Source organism: Nonomuraea sp. NPDC049709 (assembly GCF_040674815.1).
In the GTDB taxonomy this organism is placed as follows: domain Bacteria; phylum Actinomycetota; class Actinomycetes; order Streptosporangiales; family Streptosporangiaceae; genus Nonomuraea.
The window spans coordinates 91,632-106,017 of record NZ_JBFANM010000003.1 but is presented as its reverse complement, the minus strand read 5'-3'; the positions used below and the strand labels follow the sequence as shown (position 1 = coordinate 106,017).

Annotated in this window: 14 protein-coding genes; 6 read left to right on the top strand and 8 right to left on the bottom strand. The window is 69.8% G+C overall.

Annotated features, from left to right (window positions below; genetic code table 11):
- Positions 1-48: 48 nt before the first annotated feature.
- The 4 genes from AB0J69_RS04070 to AB0J69_RS04055 all read right to left on the bottom strand — a co-directional run bounded on the left by AB0J69_RS04070 (position 49) and on the right by AB0J69_RS04055 (position 2,380).
- Entirely contained in the window at positions 49-351 is a 303-nt protein-coding gene (locus AB0J69_RS04070) for a hypothetical protein (protein WP_364112650.1), read from the bottom strand.
- A complete protein-coding gene (locus AB0J69_RS04065; RefSeq protein WP_364112648.1) occupies positions 348-542 on the bottom strand; it encodes a hypothetical protein in 195 nt (64 codons plus the stop codon). The genes AB0J69_RS04070 and AB0J69_RS04065 overlap by 4 nt, the downstream gene beginning before the upstream one ends.
- A gap of 98 nt (positions 543-640) precedes the next feature.
- Positions 641-1,831, bottom strand: coding sequence for a helix-turn-helix transcriptional regulator (locus tag AB0J69_RS04060; protein WP_364112646.1), 1,191 nt, complete (start codon positions 1,829-1,831; stop codon positions 641-643).
- Between the two features lie 81 nt (positions 1,832-1,912).
- Positions 1,913-2,380, bottom strand: a complete 468-nt coding sequence (locus tag AB0J69_RS04055; RefSeq protein ID WP_364112644.1) for a MarR family transcriptional regulator — start codon at positions 2,378-2,380, stop codon at positions 1,913-1,915.
- A gap of 91 nt (positions 2,381-2,471) precedes the next feature.
- Here AB0J69_RS04055 and AB0J69_RS04050 point away from each other — a divergent pair, with 91 nt between their 5' ends.
- Complete coding sequence (locus AB0J69_RS04050) at positions 2,472-3,329, top strand: haloalkane dehalogenase (RefSeq protein ID WP_364112642.1); 858 nt, start codon at positions 2,472-2,474, stop codon at positions 3,327-3,329.
- 18 nt (positions 3,330-3,347) lie between these two features.
- Here the strand turns inward: AB0J69_RS04050 and AB0J69_RS04045 are convergent, their stop codons facing one another.
- Complete coding sequence (locus tag AB0J69_RS04045) at positions 3,348-3,854, bottom strand: MarR family transcriptional regulator (RefSeq protein ID WP_364112640.1); 507 nt, start codon at positions 3,852-3,854, stop codon at positions 3,348-3,350.
- 61 nt (positions 3,855-3,915) lie between these two features.
- Between AB0J69_RS04045 and AB0J69_RS04040 the strand changes: the two genes are divergently transcribed.
- Positions 3,916-5,193 carry an amidohydrolase family protein gene (locus tag AB0J69_RS04040; protein WP_364112638.1) on the top strand — a complete coding sequence of 426 codons (1,278 nt, stop codon included), beginning with the start codon at positions 3,916-3,918 and terminating at the stop codon, positions 5,191-5,193.
- A gap of 45 nt (positions 5,194-5,238) precedes the next feature.
- Entirely contained in the window at positions 5,239-6,228 is a 990-nt protein-coding gene (locus tag AB0J69_RS04035) for a YihY/virulence factor BrkB family protein (protein ID WP_364112636.1), read from the top strand.
- Here the strand turns inward: AB0J69_RS04035 and AB0J69_RS04030 are convergent.
- Complete coding sequence (locus tag AB0J69_RS04030) at positions 6,217-7,350, bottom strand: D-alanyl-D-alanine carboxypeptidase (protein ID WP_364112634.1); 1,134 nt, start codon at positions 7,348-7,350, stop codon at positions 6,217-6,219. The genes AB0J69_RS04035 and AB0J69_RS04030 overlap by 12 nt on opposite strands.
- Before the next feature lie 83 nt (positions 7,351-7,433).
- Between AB0J69_RS04030 and AB0J69_RS04025 the strand changes: the two genes are divergently transcribed.
- On the top strand, positions 7,434-7,718 hold the full coding sequence (locus tag AB0J69_RS04025; protein WP_364112632.1) for a hypothetical protein: 285 nt from the start codon (positions 7,434-7,436) through the stop codon (positions 7,716-7,718).
- Here AB0J69_RS04025 and AB0J69_RS04020 read toward each other — a convergent pair.
- Positions 7,690-9,042, bottom strand: a complete 1,353-nt coding sequence (locus AB0J69_RS04020; protein WP_364112630.1) for a peptide ligase PGM1-related protein — start codon at positions 9,040-9,042, stop codon at positions 7,690-7,692. The two genes, AB0J69_RS04025 and AB0J69_RS04020, sit on opposite strands and share 29 nt — an antisense overlap.
- 535 nt (positions 9,043-9,577) lie before the next feature.
- Between AB0J69_RS04020 and AB0J69_RS04015 the strand changes: the two genes are divergently transcribed.
- Complete coding sequence (locus tag AB0J69_RS04015; RefSeq protein WP_364112628.1) at positions 9,578-10,801, top strand: M20 family metallopeptidase; 1,224 nt, start codon at positions 9,578-9,580, stop codon at positions 10,799-10,801.
- Positions 10,802-11,110: 309 nt separating this feature from the next.
- On the opposite strand, the gene AB0J69_RS04010 is transcribed toward AB0J69_RS04015, so the two are convergent.
- Positions 11,111-13,000, bottom strand: a complete 1,890-nt coding sequence (locus AB0J69_RS04010; protein WP_364112626.1) for a Xaa-Pro dipeptidyl-peptidase — start codon at positions 12,998-13,000, stop codon at positions 11,111-11,113.
- A 287-nt stretch (positions 13,001-13,287) separates the two neighbouring features.
- On the opposite strand from AB0J69_RS04010, the gene AB0J69_RS04005 reads away from it, so the two are divergent.
- Complete coding sequence (locus AB0J69_RS04005) at positions 13,288-14,358, top strand: BMP family ABC transporter substrate-binding protein (RefSeq protein ID WP_364112624.1); 1,071 nt, start codon at positions 13,288-13,290, stop codon at positions 14,356-14,358.
- The last annotated feature ends 28 nt before the right edge of the window (positions 14,359-14,386 follow it).

Below are 14,386 nucleotides of genomic sequence, written 5' to 3'. Positions count from 1 at the left end.
TCGGGCCCGGCTTCCCCGGAGAGGGATGGGAAGCCGGGCAGGGGGTGGTCAGGCGGGTGGCCAGGCGGTCCGGCCGTTGTGGAGGAGGGACGACTGGTGGGCCAGCGCGGAGGCGAGCGTGATGGCGTCAGGGCCGCCGATGCGTTCCCGTACTCCGTTGGCCGTCAGTTGCGCCGTGACCGGCCGCCGCAGCTCGGCCGTCCACCTGGGCGCGCCGGCCGCGTCGATGCGGAAATGGATCTCCCACGCCGGATACGTCGACCGCAGGACCTCGAGCTGCCGCCTCGCCAGAGGATGGTCGTTCTCGGGTGGCGAGCCGGCCCAGGGGCCCTCGAAGGGCGTGCCGGTCATCTCCGCTGCGCCGCCCGGTGCACGCGTAGGAGGGCACGCAGGGCGGCCAGGCTGGGCCGGGTGAGCCGGGTCTCGTCGCGTATGGCGGTCCAGCCCGAATGATCTCGTACGAAGGACCACCCGGGGAACTCTCGGGTGGCCTCCTGGAGCAGGCGTTCCATGACGAAATCGGCAGTCGGCGCTGTGGTCATGGACGCAGAGTCGCATCCGCGCGCCTGTCCGTGACGAACTCGGGCGCAGGATCTCCCTGTTCGTGGTGACCGAACTCTGAGTTCGCGCGCCGGGCGGCTCAGATCGGGATGTCGTGGCGCTCGGCCAGGTAGCGCACCTCCGGCGCCCACGACGGCCGCGCCCGCCGTGCCAGCGAGCGGACCATCTCCCTCAACAGCAGCTTGTGGTCGAGCTCTTCCGGGCATTCACGCTCTATTCGCAGGAGGTGGAGCAGGCTGGCGGCGTCGTCGCCCAGGTCCTCGCAGGCACGGGCGACGTGGCCGAGGTGGGTGGTACGCCGCTCGATCGACGGCGTGCGCCGCAGGTCGATGTCGTCGGCGATGTGCAGCACCGCCTCCGGGCGGCCGGTGTCGTTCTCGATGCTGGCCATGTGGATGGCGACGTTGGTGGGGCCGAAGAAGGCCAGGTCGTAGACACCCGAGGAGTCGTCGACCCGCTCGGCCAGTTGCGCCGCCGGCCCGCGTACCCGCTCCCGGGCCCCGTCGTCGTCGCCCATGCGGGCCTCGCCGATCGCGGCGAGCAGGTGCAGCGCGCCGAGCGCCTTGAGGTGGCGCTGGTCGCCGTCCCCGACGTGCGGCTCCAGCAGCTCGATGCCGCGCCGCGCGACGTCGTACGCGATCTGGTGCATGTCGTCCGACAACATCGACTGTCCCAGGTTCCAGTACGCCCACGCGATCATCAGCGGGTCCTCGGACTCCTCGGCGAACCGCATCGCCCGGTCGGCCGCGAGATGCGCCAGGTCCACCCGCCGCAGGTGCTTCAGCACCCCCCTGGCCAGCAGGTACGCGTCCGTCGCCACGCTGTGCGAGCCCGGTGTGCGCTCCAGGGCCAGGCTCTCGGCGTCGGTGACCAGCGACGGCAGCGCGGCCATCAGGATCGAGTAGCGGCGCGTGGAGGTGAACCAGGCGTTGCGGGCCGCGGCCACCCGCTCGGAGAGCTGCTCGACGTCGGGCGGCTCGATGTCGGGCGCCAGCGACCGGCACGTGAAGAGGGCCCGCTCGATGTCGCTGATCTGCGGCCTGCTGGGCTCGTGGGAGTCGCGCGGGGTCTCGCCTAAGAGCACCGCGGTGCGTACTCCCAGCACCTTGGCGATCTCCCGCAGGAGCGGGAGCGAGGGTGTTCGTTTGCCGTGCTCGATCAGCTCGATGTGCCTGGGGGTGCAGCCGGACTGGGTCGCCAGCGCGGTGGTGCTCATGCCCCTTCGCTCGCGCTGGAGTCTGACCATCTGCCCGGTGCTGATTTCGGCCATAGGCGCGACGCCTCCTGGATCGGTCCCAACTCCCCTCAGGCTAGGGCTCCCGATGTTCCGCTGCCATGGTTTCGGCCCTGCTCAGGCCCTACGGAGCCGCGAATGGTGGGCCAGCAGGCGGGCGAGAAAATCCGTGAATTGCTCGCGTTCCGGTCCGCTGAGGGGCGCCAGGAAGTCGTCCTGGAGCTCCGCCATGAGACGCTGCAGCCGCTCCAGGTGCCGGCGCCCCTGATCGGTGATGGTGATGACGTTGCGACGGCGGTCGGCGGGATCCGGCGCGCGCTCGACGTGGCCGCGCTCGGTGAGCTCGTTGATGACGGCGACCAGGTCGCTGCGGTAGATCCCGGTGATCCTGCTCAGCTCCGCCTGGCTCACCGGGCCGGACGCGCGCAGCGCCATGAGGGCGGCGTAGTGCCACTTGCGGGCGTCCGCTCCGGCCAGGCCCTCGGTGACGAGCCGGTCGGCGTGCGTGGCGACCAGCGACAACATCCGGCTGGGCACCTTGCGCAGGGGGGCCGGGGTGAGTTGTTCGTCCATCGGGTCCGTCATGCGGGCGATCTTATCCGTTGCGTTAGTGCGACTAACGGTGTAATTTCGTTAGTGCCACGAACGTTAGTCAAACGAACGAAATGGATCGATCATGCCTGAGCTCGATGTGCTGGACTCCGCGATGTACTACGAGGACGCGGGGGAGGGTGTGCCCTTCGTCTTCCTGCACGGCAACCCCGCCTCGTCCCGCCTGTGGCGAAATGTGCTGCCCGGGGTCGCCCGGCCCGGCCGCCGGCTGCTCGCTCCCGACCTCATCGGCATGGGGCGCTCGGGCAAGCCGGACGTGCCGTACCGGATGGATGACCACGCCCGCTACCTCGACGCCTGGTTCGACGTGCTCGGGCTGGACGGCGTGGTGCTGGTCGGGCACGACTGGGGCGGCGCGCTGGCGTTCGACTGGGCGGCCCGCCACCCGGAGCGGGTGCGGGCGGTGGCCTTCATGGAGGCGATCGTGCGCGGGATGAGCTGGGACGAGCTGGGCGAGGGGCCGCGTGCGCGGGCCGAGCTGATCCGCGGTCCCGAGGGGGAGTCGCTGGTGCTCGACCGGAACTTCCTCGTGGAGACCGCGTTCACCGGAGGGGTGCTGACGAGCCTGAGCGAGGAGGAGATGGAGCCGTACCTGGCGCCCTACCCCACCCGGGAGAGCCGCCGCCCGCTGCTGGAGTGGGCGCGCTCGCTGCCGATCGACGGCGAGCCCGCCGACGTGGCCGCCCGCCTGGACGGCTCGGGCAAGTGGCTGGCGAGCAGCGACGACGTGCCCAAGCTGCTGCTCACGTTCGACTCGTCGCCGACGCTGCTGGGCGGGGAGGCGATGGCGGCCTGGTGCGCGGAGAACATCGCCGCCCTGGAGACCGAGCACTGCGGCCCCGCCGGCCACCACGCGCCGGAGGACCGGCCGGAGGAGATCGCCGCGGCCATCACGTCCTGGGCCGCGCGCCACGGACTGTAGGCGGGCATGGGGGCGGGGTCAGCGGTAGCGGCGGCGGCTCATCGGGGTGAGGACCGCGCGCAGCACGTCCGCCGCCTGCCGCACCGTCTCCTCCGGGATCCCCGCCGTGACCTCCTCGTGCGCCCGCGCCGAGGCCTCCAGCGCCGCCTCGGCCCGCAGGCGTCCCTTGTCCGTCAGCTGGACCCAGCGGCTGCGGGCGTCGCCGGAGTTGGCCTCCCGCTCCACGTATCCGGCCGCCGCCAGCCGCTGCAGGACGTTGCTAATCCCCCCGGAGGTGAGCAGCAGCGACTTCGACAACTCGCTCGGCTTCATCCGGTACGGCGGCGCCGCCCGGTTCAGCGCCATCAGCACGTCGAACTCGGCGTAGGTCAGCCCCAGCTCCGACAGCTCGGCCTTGATCGCCTGCTCGAAGTGCAGGTGCAGCCGGGAGACCCGCTTGCTCAGCTCGAGTGCGGCGATGAGCGACGACGACATGCCCGCCTCTTCCCAGCGGGGCACCAACGCGTCGATCTCATCCGGTTTCACGCCATCGAGAATACCCGTCATCAGATTGCTTTCTCAAAAGCTTCTCTCTAAGCTTTTGACTATGACAATCACCCAACTGATCAGGAACGGCCTCGTCATCGACACCGAGCCGGAGCCCGTCGTGCTCGGTCGCGCCGACGTGCGGATCGAGGGCGACGTGATCGCTGAGGTGGGCCCCGGCCTGCCCGAGGTCCCGGGCGCGCAGGTGATCGACGCGACCGGGCGGATCGTGCTCCCCGGTTTCGTCGACACCCACCGGCACACCTGGCAGGCGGCCATCAGGGCGGCCGCGCCCGACGTCGACTTCCCCGGTTACCTGCGGCGCGTCATCGGCGAGTACGCGCCCCGCTTCCGGCCGGAGGACGTCCACGCCGGCAACCTCGCGGGCGCGCTGGAGTGCCTCGACGCGGGCGTCACCACGCTGCTCGACTGGTCGCACATCCAGCTCACTCCCGACCACACGGAGTCCGCCGTCCGGGCGCTGCGCGAGTCCGGCGTCAGGGCCGTGTTCGGCTACTGCCACGGCGGCGACCCGGCCGGCCTCGCGAGCGGGACCCGGCGCGTACGCGATCAGCTCCCGGACGCCTCCGGCCTGGTCACGATGGCCCTCGCGGCCCTGGGGCCGGAGATCGCGGGACCCGAGCGCGCGCTGGCGGAATGGCGGCTGGCCGCCGAGCTGGGCCTGCCGGTCACCGCCCACCTGGGGCACACCCCGGACGGCGCCGCCGACGGCCTGGCGTTCCTGGAGTCCAAGGGGCTGCTCGACGTCCCCACCACGTTCGTGCACGCCCTGCACTACACCGACGAGCACTTCAAGCGCATCGCCGCGAACGGCGGCAGCGTCTCCCTCGCGCCCGTGGACGAGATGAACCTGGCGATGGGCTACCCGGCCACCGGGCGGATCCGGGCGGCGGGCATCCCGGCCGGGCTCGGCGCGGACACCGTGGTCTGCTCGCCCGGCGACATGTTCTCCCTGATGCGCGCCGTTCACCTGCTCGAACGCGGCCGCCCCGGCGGCGCCGGGCTCGGCTTCACCACCCGTGACGCGCTGCGCATGGCCACCATCGAGGGCGCAGAGGTGCTCGGCATGGCCGACGTCGTCGGCTCGCTGCGGCCGGGCAAGCAGGCCGACCTGATGCTCCTGCGCACCGACACGCTCGGCATGGCGGCCGCCCACGACCCGATCGGCGCCGTCGTGCTGAACGCCGACCTCGGTTGCGTGGAGACGGTCATGGTCGCGGGGCGTGTCGTCAAGAGTGGTGGGCAGTTGCTCCACCACGACCTGGCGACGGTCCTGACGGCCCTGGCGCGGAGCGCGGGCGCGGTGGCTCGTACGTGATCGTCACCCGGGCCTGGGGTAGGAGATCCCTGGGAAGAGGGTGTCATGGCGAGACTGACGGAGCGCGTCGAGTCGGTTAGGGCATGGGGGCGCGGCAAGCTCGACGACTGGCGGGTGCGCAGGCTGTCGTTCGACCATCTCGTCCGCGCGGCGCAGCGCTACCAGCTCCAGTCCGGCGACCGGCTGGCCGGCGCGGTGACCTACTTCGCCTTCCTGTCCTTCTTCCCGCTGGTGGCGCTGGCGTACGCGGTGCTCGGGTTCGTGGTGGCGACCAGCGATGAGACCAGGTACGCCCTGGAGAAGGCCATCGTCGAACGCCTGCCGGGCATCTCCGCCCAGCTCGACATCAAGGCCATCGCCAAGGCCAAGGAGACCGCCGGGATCATCGGCCTGCTCGGCCTCCTGTACGCCGGGCTCGGCGCGCTCGACGCGCTGCGCGGGGCGCTGCGGGACATCTCGATGGCCACCACGCCCCCGCTGAACTTCTTTCTCGGCAAGCTGCGCGACCTGGCCTCGCTGATCATGCTGGGGCTGACGGCGATCGTGTCCGTGCTGGTCGCGGGGTTCGCCACGACGGCCACGGACAAGGTCGTGCACGCCGTCTTCGGCGGCGCGGACACGCTGGCCAACCTCGGGCTCAGGGCCGCGGGCGTGACGGCGAGCGTCGGAGCGGACTGGCTGCTGTTCGTGATCCTGCTCGGCTGGGTGGCCCGGCCGACCCAGCCGTTCCGGGTGATCGCCCGAGGGGCGCTGCTCGGCGCGATCGGGTTCGGGGTGCTGAAGCAGATCGCGACGCTGCTGCTGGCCACCACCCTGGGCAACCCGGTCTACGGTACGTTCGCCGTCATCGTCGGCCTGCTGGTCTGGATCAACTTCTCGGCCCGGCTCGTGCTCTTCGTCGCCGCCTGGACCGCCACCTCGGGACTGTGCCCGCCGCCGGCGCCCTCGCCGGTCCCGTTCACCGAGGAGCCGGCACCCTCCGCGGAGGGCCCGGCTCGCTCCGTCGAGGAGGCCGGCCGGCCGTCAGAGGCGTGAGCGGCCGCGCTTGCGGCGGATCCCGTACCCCAGCCAGATCAGCCCGAACAGCAGCCCGCCGCCGATCACCAGCGAGCCGACCGTCTTGGTCGAGTCGGTCTGCTTGGAGGCGGCGGTGTCCAGCAGCGGCGGCTGGGCGGCCGGCGTGACCGAGGTGCCCGGCGAGGCGGGGGCGGCGGCGGACGGGCGCTGCTGGGGCGCGGCGAGCGCCGACGCGGGCAGCGGGTCCACGAGCTGACCGACCGGGGCGGCCTTGCCGCGCACCGAGAATCCCCAGTCGAGCAGCTGGGTGATCTCGTCCCAGAAGCCGCCCTGGTGCCGCATGATGCTCACCACGATCGTGTGGCCGCCGCGGGTGGCCGCGCCCACGAAGCTGGCCTGCGCCTTCGACGTCCAGCCGTTCTTGACGCCGATCATGCCCTGGTAGCGCCAGAGCAGCTTGTTGTGGTTGCTGATCTCGTAGTAGCCCTTGGGCGCCGGGAACTTGGAGGTCTTCGTGCTGATGTAGCGCCGGAACTCGGGGTTGGCGAGGCCGGCTCGGGCGATCAGCGCCAGGTCGTACGCCGAGCTGCTCTGCCCCGGCTTATCCAGGCCGCTGGGCGTCTTGGCCACGGTGTCGTTCGCCTGCAGCCGCTTGGCCTCGGCGTTCATGTCACTCATGGTCTTGGCCAGGCCGCCGTTCGTCTCGGCCAGGGCCATCGCGGCGTCGTTGCCCGACGACATCATCAGCGCCTTGAACAGGTCGTCGACCTTGTACGTCGCCTTGGGCGACAGCCCGACCGCGCTGCCCTCCTGGTTGCAGGCGTTCTGGCTGGGCCGGATCTTGCGGTTCTTGTCGAGCTTGGGGATCAGTGTGAGCGCGGTCAGCGTCTTGAGCGTGCTGGCCGGCAGGTAGCGCCCGTGGGCGTCCTTGGCCGCGAGCACCTGCCCCGTTCCGGCGTCCGCGATGACGTACGAAGTAGCCTTGCTCTTGGGCGGCTTCTTGACGCCTGCGGGGACAACCAGGCCGCGGCTGCCCAGCGCCTCGCCGCCGACCGGAGTCGTCGGTTCGGCATATGCGGTCCCGCCGGTGAGCGAGACCGAGGCGATGAGTGCCGTGACCGGCACGAGTTTCGTCCACATGGCGGTCTCAGCGTAGCTCCGTGTTAATGCCCATGTGGCGACACATCCCCCGAAGATCCACCTTCGATACTAGAGAGGTACATGTGTCACGAAAGATCGCCGGATTCCTCATCATCCTGGGCGCATTCATGATCTTCGAGTGGGTGAACCTGGGGTTTAACTTGGCCGATGGGCATCCGACCAGCTTCTACGTGGTGCACGGGATCCTGATCGCGGTGAACATCATCCTCGCCATCGTGTTGGGGATCATCGGCTGGCGCGGCCTGCGGGGCTCCTCGGCCGGTGGCTCGACCGGGGGCCCGGTCGGGGGCTCAGCCGGGGACTCGGCCGGGGGCTCGGTCAGGGGCCGCAGAGGAGACGCCGGGTGAGGGCGTGCAGCTCGTCGGCCTCCTCGCGTGAGTCGCCGATCGAGGTGAAGCCCAGCTTGCCGTACTCGGGGATCGCGCCGAGCAGGTGGAACACGTTTCCGGTGCGCCGCTCGGCGTCGAAACCGATGCCGAGCCGCTCCGCTGTCCGCATCACCTCACCCGGGGTGCGCCCGCGCAGGCAGGACGAAGCGCAGTTGTCGGTTGCGGTGTAGAACTTCGGCTGATTTCCAGACATGAGGTGACCGGTGGACTGATCGTACGTGGCCCCGGTCGTCAGCACGGCGGCGCCGAACGGATGCGTGGTGCCGCCGATCCGCAGGTTGATCTCGCACAGCAGCGCCGCGTACCCGGCGTCGGCCTTCAGCGCGAAGAAGTCCATCCCGAACAGCCCGACCACGCCCCGCTCGGCCAGGACCTGCGCGATCCGGCCGGCCGACGCGCCCACCTCGGCGCGGTACTCGGGTGCCGCGGGGAACGTGCAGCCCTGGTAGACGTGGCCGTTGTTGCCGCCCAGCACCTGGTCGTGCGTGGCCAGCACCTGAGCCTGACCGCCGGGCGTGATTTGAGCCAGCGCGCTCGGGTAGTAGAGCGGGCGATGTTCGATGAACTCCTCGACCACGGCCCCCCGGTCACGGATCTTCGCGGTGAAGTTGGCCCAGGTCTCGCCGGCTGCGGAGAAGCTGGTGAGCGACCTGTCGGCCTTCGTGACGATCGCGTTGCCGAGACCGGAGTACCCGTCGTTCAACTTCACGATCACCCGCTCGCCGGGCAGGGCCTCCATCGCCTCCTCGATCTGGAGCGCCGAGTGCACGCCAGCGAAGCCGCGCGCCATCGGCACACCCGCCTCATGTCCCACTTCCCGGGCCCCGCTCTTGGAGCCGTAATAGGAAAGGGACGTCGCCGGTCCGTAGAGGGGAACGTTGAGTAACGAAGCGAGCTCCTCCTCGAGCTCGCTGAGGACGAACGGCACCAGCCAAGCGTCACCGTCGATCGCTGAGCGTAACTGCTCGATGACGTCGGGGCGATCGAGCAGCGTCCTGGTCAACGGCTGGGACCAGGGGTCGTCGAGGCTGATCAGCGTGAGACGCTTGGCGGCGTCGTCCGGGTCGGGCAGGAACGCGAAGTAGTAGTCGACGATGTCGGGGTCGATGGGTGCGGAGGAGAGGTAGACCACCTTGACCTTGGGTTCGCGGAGCGTGAGCAGCAGGAACAGCAGGCGCTCCTCGTACGACCTGGCCGCCGTGATGCGGCGGAGCTCATCCTGCGGGAGGGAGAGCGAGGGTACGACCACCAGGGTCCCCTCACTCGGCTCGAAGATGCTCAACCCAGCACTCTTCTCCCCGAACGGGATATTAGTGATCATACAGCGAGTGAAACACGCATTCTTCTCAAATGCAGCCATCGTTGGAGTGTCATGACCATGACAGAAGGTGACAGGATTCGGAATCGCTGACCACGTTTGAACTGACAGCATCGGGTCACGATCTACTGATCCCTTGTGACTATTTCCGGATCAGCCGCGCGTACGCGGAACGTGACGACCTGCGGTTTCGGCCCTGCCGTCGGCTAACTTTTGGTGTATCTGTCGGCGCGGAGTCGCAGGGGAGCGATAAAGTCGAGGCATCGCCATCGGGCTCACGGCCGACCGCTGTGCTCCCGGGCTGGAGCGGCGGCAATCGCAACCGATGACCGCGAAGCCCGTGCTGACGATCTCGCGCACCGTACCCACTGGGTGTGCCTTTTGGTTCGCCGAGCGGCCGCTCGACCGGGTGGCCACCGCGGGATGGAGAGTTTTACAGGGCATGAGCCGCGATGGCCAGCACATCTGGGGCGCGCGGCATGGGACGGGACGGTGACATATGCGGGGACGTGAGCTGCGGGGGGAACTCGACGCGTTCCTGGCGGAGACCGAGCAGGATCTCGTGGCGTTCCGCCGCGACCTCCACATGCACCCTGAGCTGGCCTTCGCCGAATATCGTACGACCCAGCGGATCGCCGACAGGCTCGTCGCCGCCGGTCTGAAGCCCTCGGTGTTCACCCAGGGCACGGGGCTGATCTGCGACGTGGGCAGCGGCGACGGGCCGACCATCGCGTTGCGCGCCGACATCGACGCGCTGCCCCTGCAGGACGAGAAGGACGTCGCCTACCGCTCGACCGTGGACGGCGCCTGCCACGCCTGCGGTCACGACGTGCACACCTCGGCACTGCTCGGCACCTCGCTCTTTCTCGCCCAGCAGGCCGCCGCCGGTCTGCTGCCCGGCCGCGTACGCCTGATCTTCCAGCCCGCCGAGGAGTTGCCCGGCGGCGCGCTCGAGGTCATGTCCCAGGGTGGCATCGCCGGCGTGGACCGCATCTTCGGGCTCCACTGCGACCCGCGCGTGGACGTGGGCCAGGTCGGGCTCAGGCCCGGCCCGATCACCTCCGCCTGCGACAAGATCGTCATCAGGGTCTCCGGCCCCGGCGGCCACACCGCCCGCCCTCACCTGACCGCCGACCTGGTCTTCGCCCTGGCCAAGATCCTCACCGAACTGCCCGCGGCCCTGTCGCGGCGCGTCGACCCGCGCTCCTCGCTCAGCCTCGTCTGGGGCAAGGTGGAGGCCGGCTCGGCGGCCAACGCGATCCCCGACGACGGCGTGGCCGAGGGCACGGTGCGCTGCCTCGACGAGAACGCCTGGCACGCCGCCCCCGACCTGATCAAGTCGCTGCTGGAGTCGGTGGCGGCCGCCTACGGGGTCGAGGCCACGATGGACTACACGCGCGGGGTGCCGCCGGTGGTCAACGACGAGGTCAGCGTCGAGATGCTGGCCGAGGCCACCGAGCGCGTGCTGGGCGCGGGGGCGGTCGTCCCCACGCAGCAGTCGCTCGGGGGAGAGGACTTCGCCTGGTACCTGGAGTCGATCCCGGGGGCGTTCGCCCGGCTGGGGACGCGGTCGCCCGACGGGGTGACGTATGACATCCACCAGGGGACGTTCGACGTGGACGAGCAGGCGATCGCGATGGGCGTGCGGGTCCTGGCCGCCACGGCGCTGACGGCGCTGTGGGAGGTCGGGCCGCTGGACCCGGTCACCTCCGCCCTGGCCTGACATGCCCTTCCTCGTCCCCGCCTGACCCCTGTTCCTCCCCACCCCGGCCGTACTTCGGCCGGGGTCTTTCGGAGGGACGGGGAACGGCGGGGGATGGCGTGCAGGCGAACCGACCTGCGGTGGGGGCACGGCGGGGTGGGACCCGCCGCCCACAGCGCACGGCACCCGCCGCGATGCCCGCCCGGCCCGCAGAGGGTGGCGGTTCCCGCGATGCGTGCCCGCCCCGTGGAGTGCGGCGCCTGGTTCGCGCAAGGGGCGCGCCCGGCCGGTGGACAGCCGGGCGCGCGGAGGAACGTGTGGGGCGGTCGTTCAGAGCAGTTTGCCCAGTGTCACGGGCAGGCGGAGGGTGGACTGGGCGGGGGATACGGTGATCTTGGTGCCTGGCGGGTAGCGGAGGGTGTAGTCGTAGTCGGTGGAGATGATCACCAGGCCGAGCCGGTGCCCCTTCTTGAACAAGTAGTCGGTCGGCTGGAAGTCCCAGGTGAAGGTGTAGTCCTTGCCGGGCCGTAGGGGCTCGGTGCGGTCCGGGCGGTGGCGGTTACGGACGTCGAGCCAGCCCCGGGTGACGATCTTGTACGGGGTCGTCGCGGTGCCGAGCGTCCGGAGGGTGGTGCAGCCCGTGTCACCCGGGACGCCCTGGCCGTAGCAGTAGGACTGGCCGGTCGAGAGCAGGGTGCCGTTCGGGCGGACGTCGGTGCCGTAGTCCACCAGCAGCGCCGTCAGGTACGGGGACGCGCCGTCCTTGAGCGAGGCCCGCACCGACACCGTGGGCGTTCCCGAGATCCGCACGTCGGCGGGCAGCGCGCCGGTCGTCCACGCCAGCCGGTTCGGATCGGCCCCTGTCGCCTCCACGAGCTGCTCGGCCGTCCTGACCTTCTGGTCCACGAACGACTCCTTGGGCGAGCGCGGGCGGGGCAGCAGGCCGAGCGTCGAGCCGGAGCCCGGGAAGAGGGGCACGGTCGCGGTGCCCGGCAGCGGCCACGAGGCGTGCTGGGCCCACTGGCCGGCGGCGATCTCCACGTCCGCCTGGGGCTCGCGCATGATGCCCGAGTCGATGCCGTACAGCCAGTGGTCGAACCAGCCGTGGAGCTGGCGCAGCCATTCGACCGTGCGCAGGCTGAAGGGGTTCATGTGAGTGCCCTGGTGCAGCCAGATCTTGCGCGGCACGTGCCGCTTGGACAGGGCGTACCACCACTGGGCGAACTGCTTGGTCTTGACGTTCCAGTCGTTGAGCCCGTGCACCACGAAGACGCTGGCCTTGACCTTGCGCACGTCGTTGAGGTAGTTGCGGGCGTCCCAGAGGGGGCTGTAGTCGCCGGTGATCCGGTCCTGGGTGGCGGTGATCCCGTCGATCACGTCGCCGCAGGCCTCCTGGCCGTTCTCCCTGGTCAGTACGTATTTGGCGAGCACGTCCAGGTCCTCGCCCTGGAAGCCGCCGGGGGCCAGGACGCCGCCGTTGGCGCGGTAGTAGTCGTACCAGCTGGAGATGGCGGCGATCGGGACGATCGTCTCCAGGCCCTCCACGCCCGTCGCGGCGACGGCGTTGGGCAGGGTGCCGTTGTACGAGACGCCGATCATGCCGACCTTGCCCGTCGACCAGGTGGCCTCGACCGGGTCGCCCTCGGCGTCGAAGCCCTTGGCGCGGCCGTTCAACCAGTCGATCGCGGCCTTCGGGCCGGCCGTCTCGTTGCGGTCACCCGAGGTCGGGCAGCCGGTGGCGCGGGCGCTGCCGAGGTTTTCGACCAGGGCGATGGCGTAGCCGCGGGGCAGGAAGTAGTTGTCGTAGTAGCCGTCGAACGGTTCGGCGGCCAGCTTGGCCGACAGGGCAGTCAGGGCGGGCAGCGGGTTGCCGTTCTCGTCCACGTCCACGGGGTGGTTCGCGACGTCGTTGCCGGGGGCGTAGTACGGGCTCGCCTCCATGATCACCGGGACCTTGAGTCCCTGATCGGTCTCCTTGGGCCGCAGGATGTCCACGGCCACCCGGTCGGGTGCGCCGTCGTTGTCGCTGTCGGTCCCCGCGACCTCGACGAACACCGTCTGCTTGACGGCGTCCGCGCGGGAGAAGACGGGCTGGGTGGCGTTGTTCTCGATCTTGATGGCGGGGGTGCCGGCCGAGGCGGGTGGGACGCCGGTGATGGACGCGACGAGTAACGCGGCCAGCGGCACGGCGAGTGCCCGAAGGGCCTTCCGAGGGTGCATGCAGAACTCCGATGCGAGATTTCACCGTCGCTGGGAACATCCGTCACGATCGGCTCTCGGGCAAGGGGTGATCGTGTACCAAAGTTGGGCAAAACTTTCCACGGGCGTACCGCGTGCCTGAACCGGGATTCAGGTCACGGACGCGAGTGATGTCGATAACGGACAGGTTGCGACCCTGTGTGCCAGTTTGGTTCGCCCTGGTCAAGCAACTATCTTCCGTGCAGGTGCCGTACGTTTCTTCGCGCCTGCGATGAGATTCGGCGGCGGGGAAATGGAAGGGAGTCGCCTTGCTCGGCAAGCGATTCAACAGGATGATGCTCGGCTCGGTGGCCGGCGTCATGCTCATGGCAGCAGCCGCTTGTGGCGGCGATGGTGGGGGCACCACGGCGGCCAGTCAGGAGCCGACCGGCGGCGCCAGCAGCGAAGCCACGAAGAGCTCGCTCAAGGTGGGTCTGGCGTTCGACGTCGGCGGGCGTGGCGACAAGTCCTTCAACGACGCCGCCTACGCCGGCCTGGAGAAGGCAAAGACGGATCTCGGTGCGGAGATCAAGGAGCTCAGCCCGTCCGCCGACGGTTCCAACCGCGGCGACCTGCTGCGCCAGCTCGCGGACGCGGGCTACAACCCGATCATCGGTGTCGGCTTCGCCTACGCCGAGGACATCAAGAAGACGGCCACCGAATACCCGGACATCGAGTTCGCGGTCGTCGACTCCGCCTCCAACGCGCCCAACGTGACCGGTCTGCTGTTCGCCGAGGAGCAGGGCTCCTACCTGGCGGGCGTCGCCGCGGCGACCAAGTCCGAGAGCGGCCACGTCGGCTTCGTCGGCGGCGTCGAGAGCGACCTGATCAAGAAGTTCGAGGCCGGCTTCGTGGCCGGCGTGAAGTCGGTCAAGGCGGATGCCAAGATCGACATCAGCTACCTCACCCCCGACGGTGACTTCACCGGCTTCAAGGCCCCCGACAAGGGCAAGGTCGCGGCCGAGAAGATGTACCAGGACGGCGCGGACATCGTCTACCACGCCTCCGGCGACTCCGGTCTCGGCGTGTTCCAGGCGGCGGCCGCGGCCAAGAAGAAGGCCATCGGCGTCGACTCCGACCAGCGCCAGACGGTCAAGGAGACCGACCTGCAGTCGGTCATCATGACCTCGATGCTCAAGCGCGTCGACGTCGGCGTGTTCGAGTTCATCAAGGCCTTCCAGGGCGGCACCAAGGGCGGCTCGAACGTCACGTACGACCTGAAGGTCGACGGCGTGGGCCTGTCCACCACCGGTGGCGAGATCGACGACATCAAGGACAAGCTCGACGCTGCCAAGAAGGACATCGTCGACGGCAAGATCACGGTTCCTGCCAAGCCGTAAATCGGGGTAGGAGAGACAGCCGAGGGCC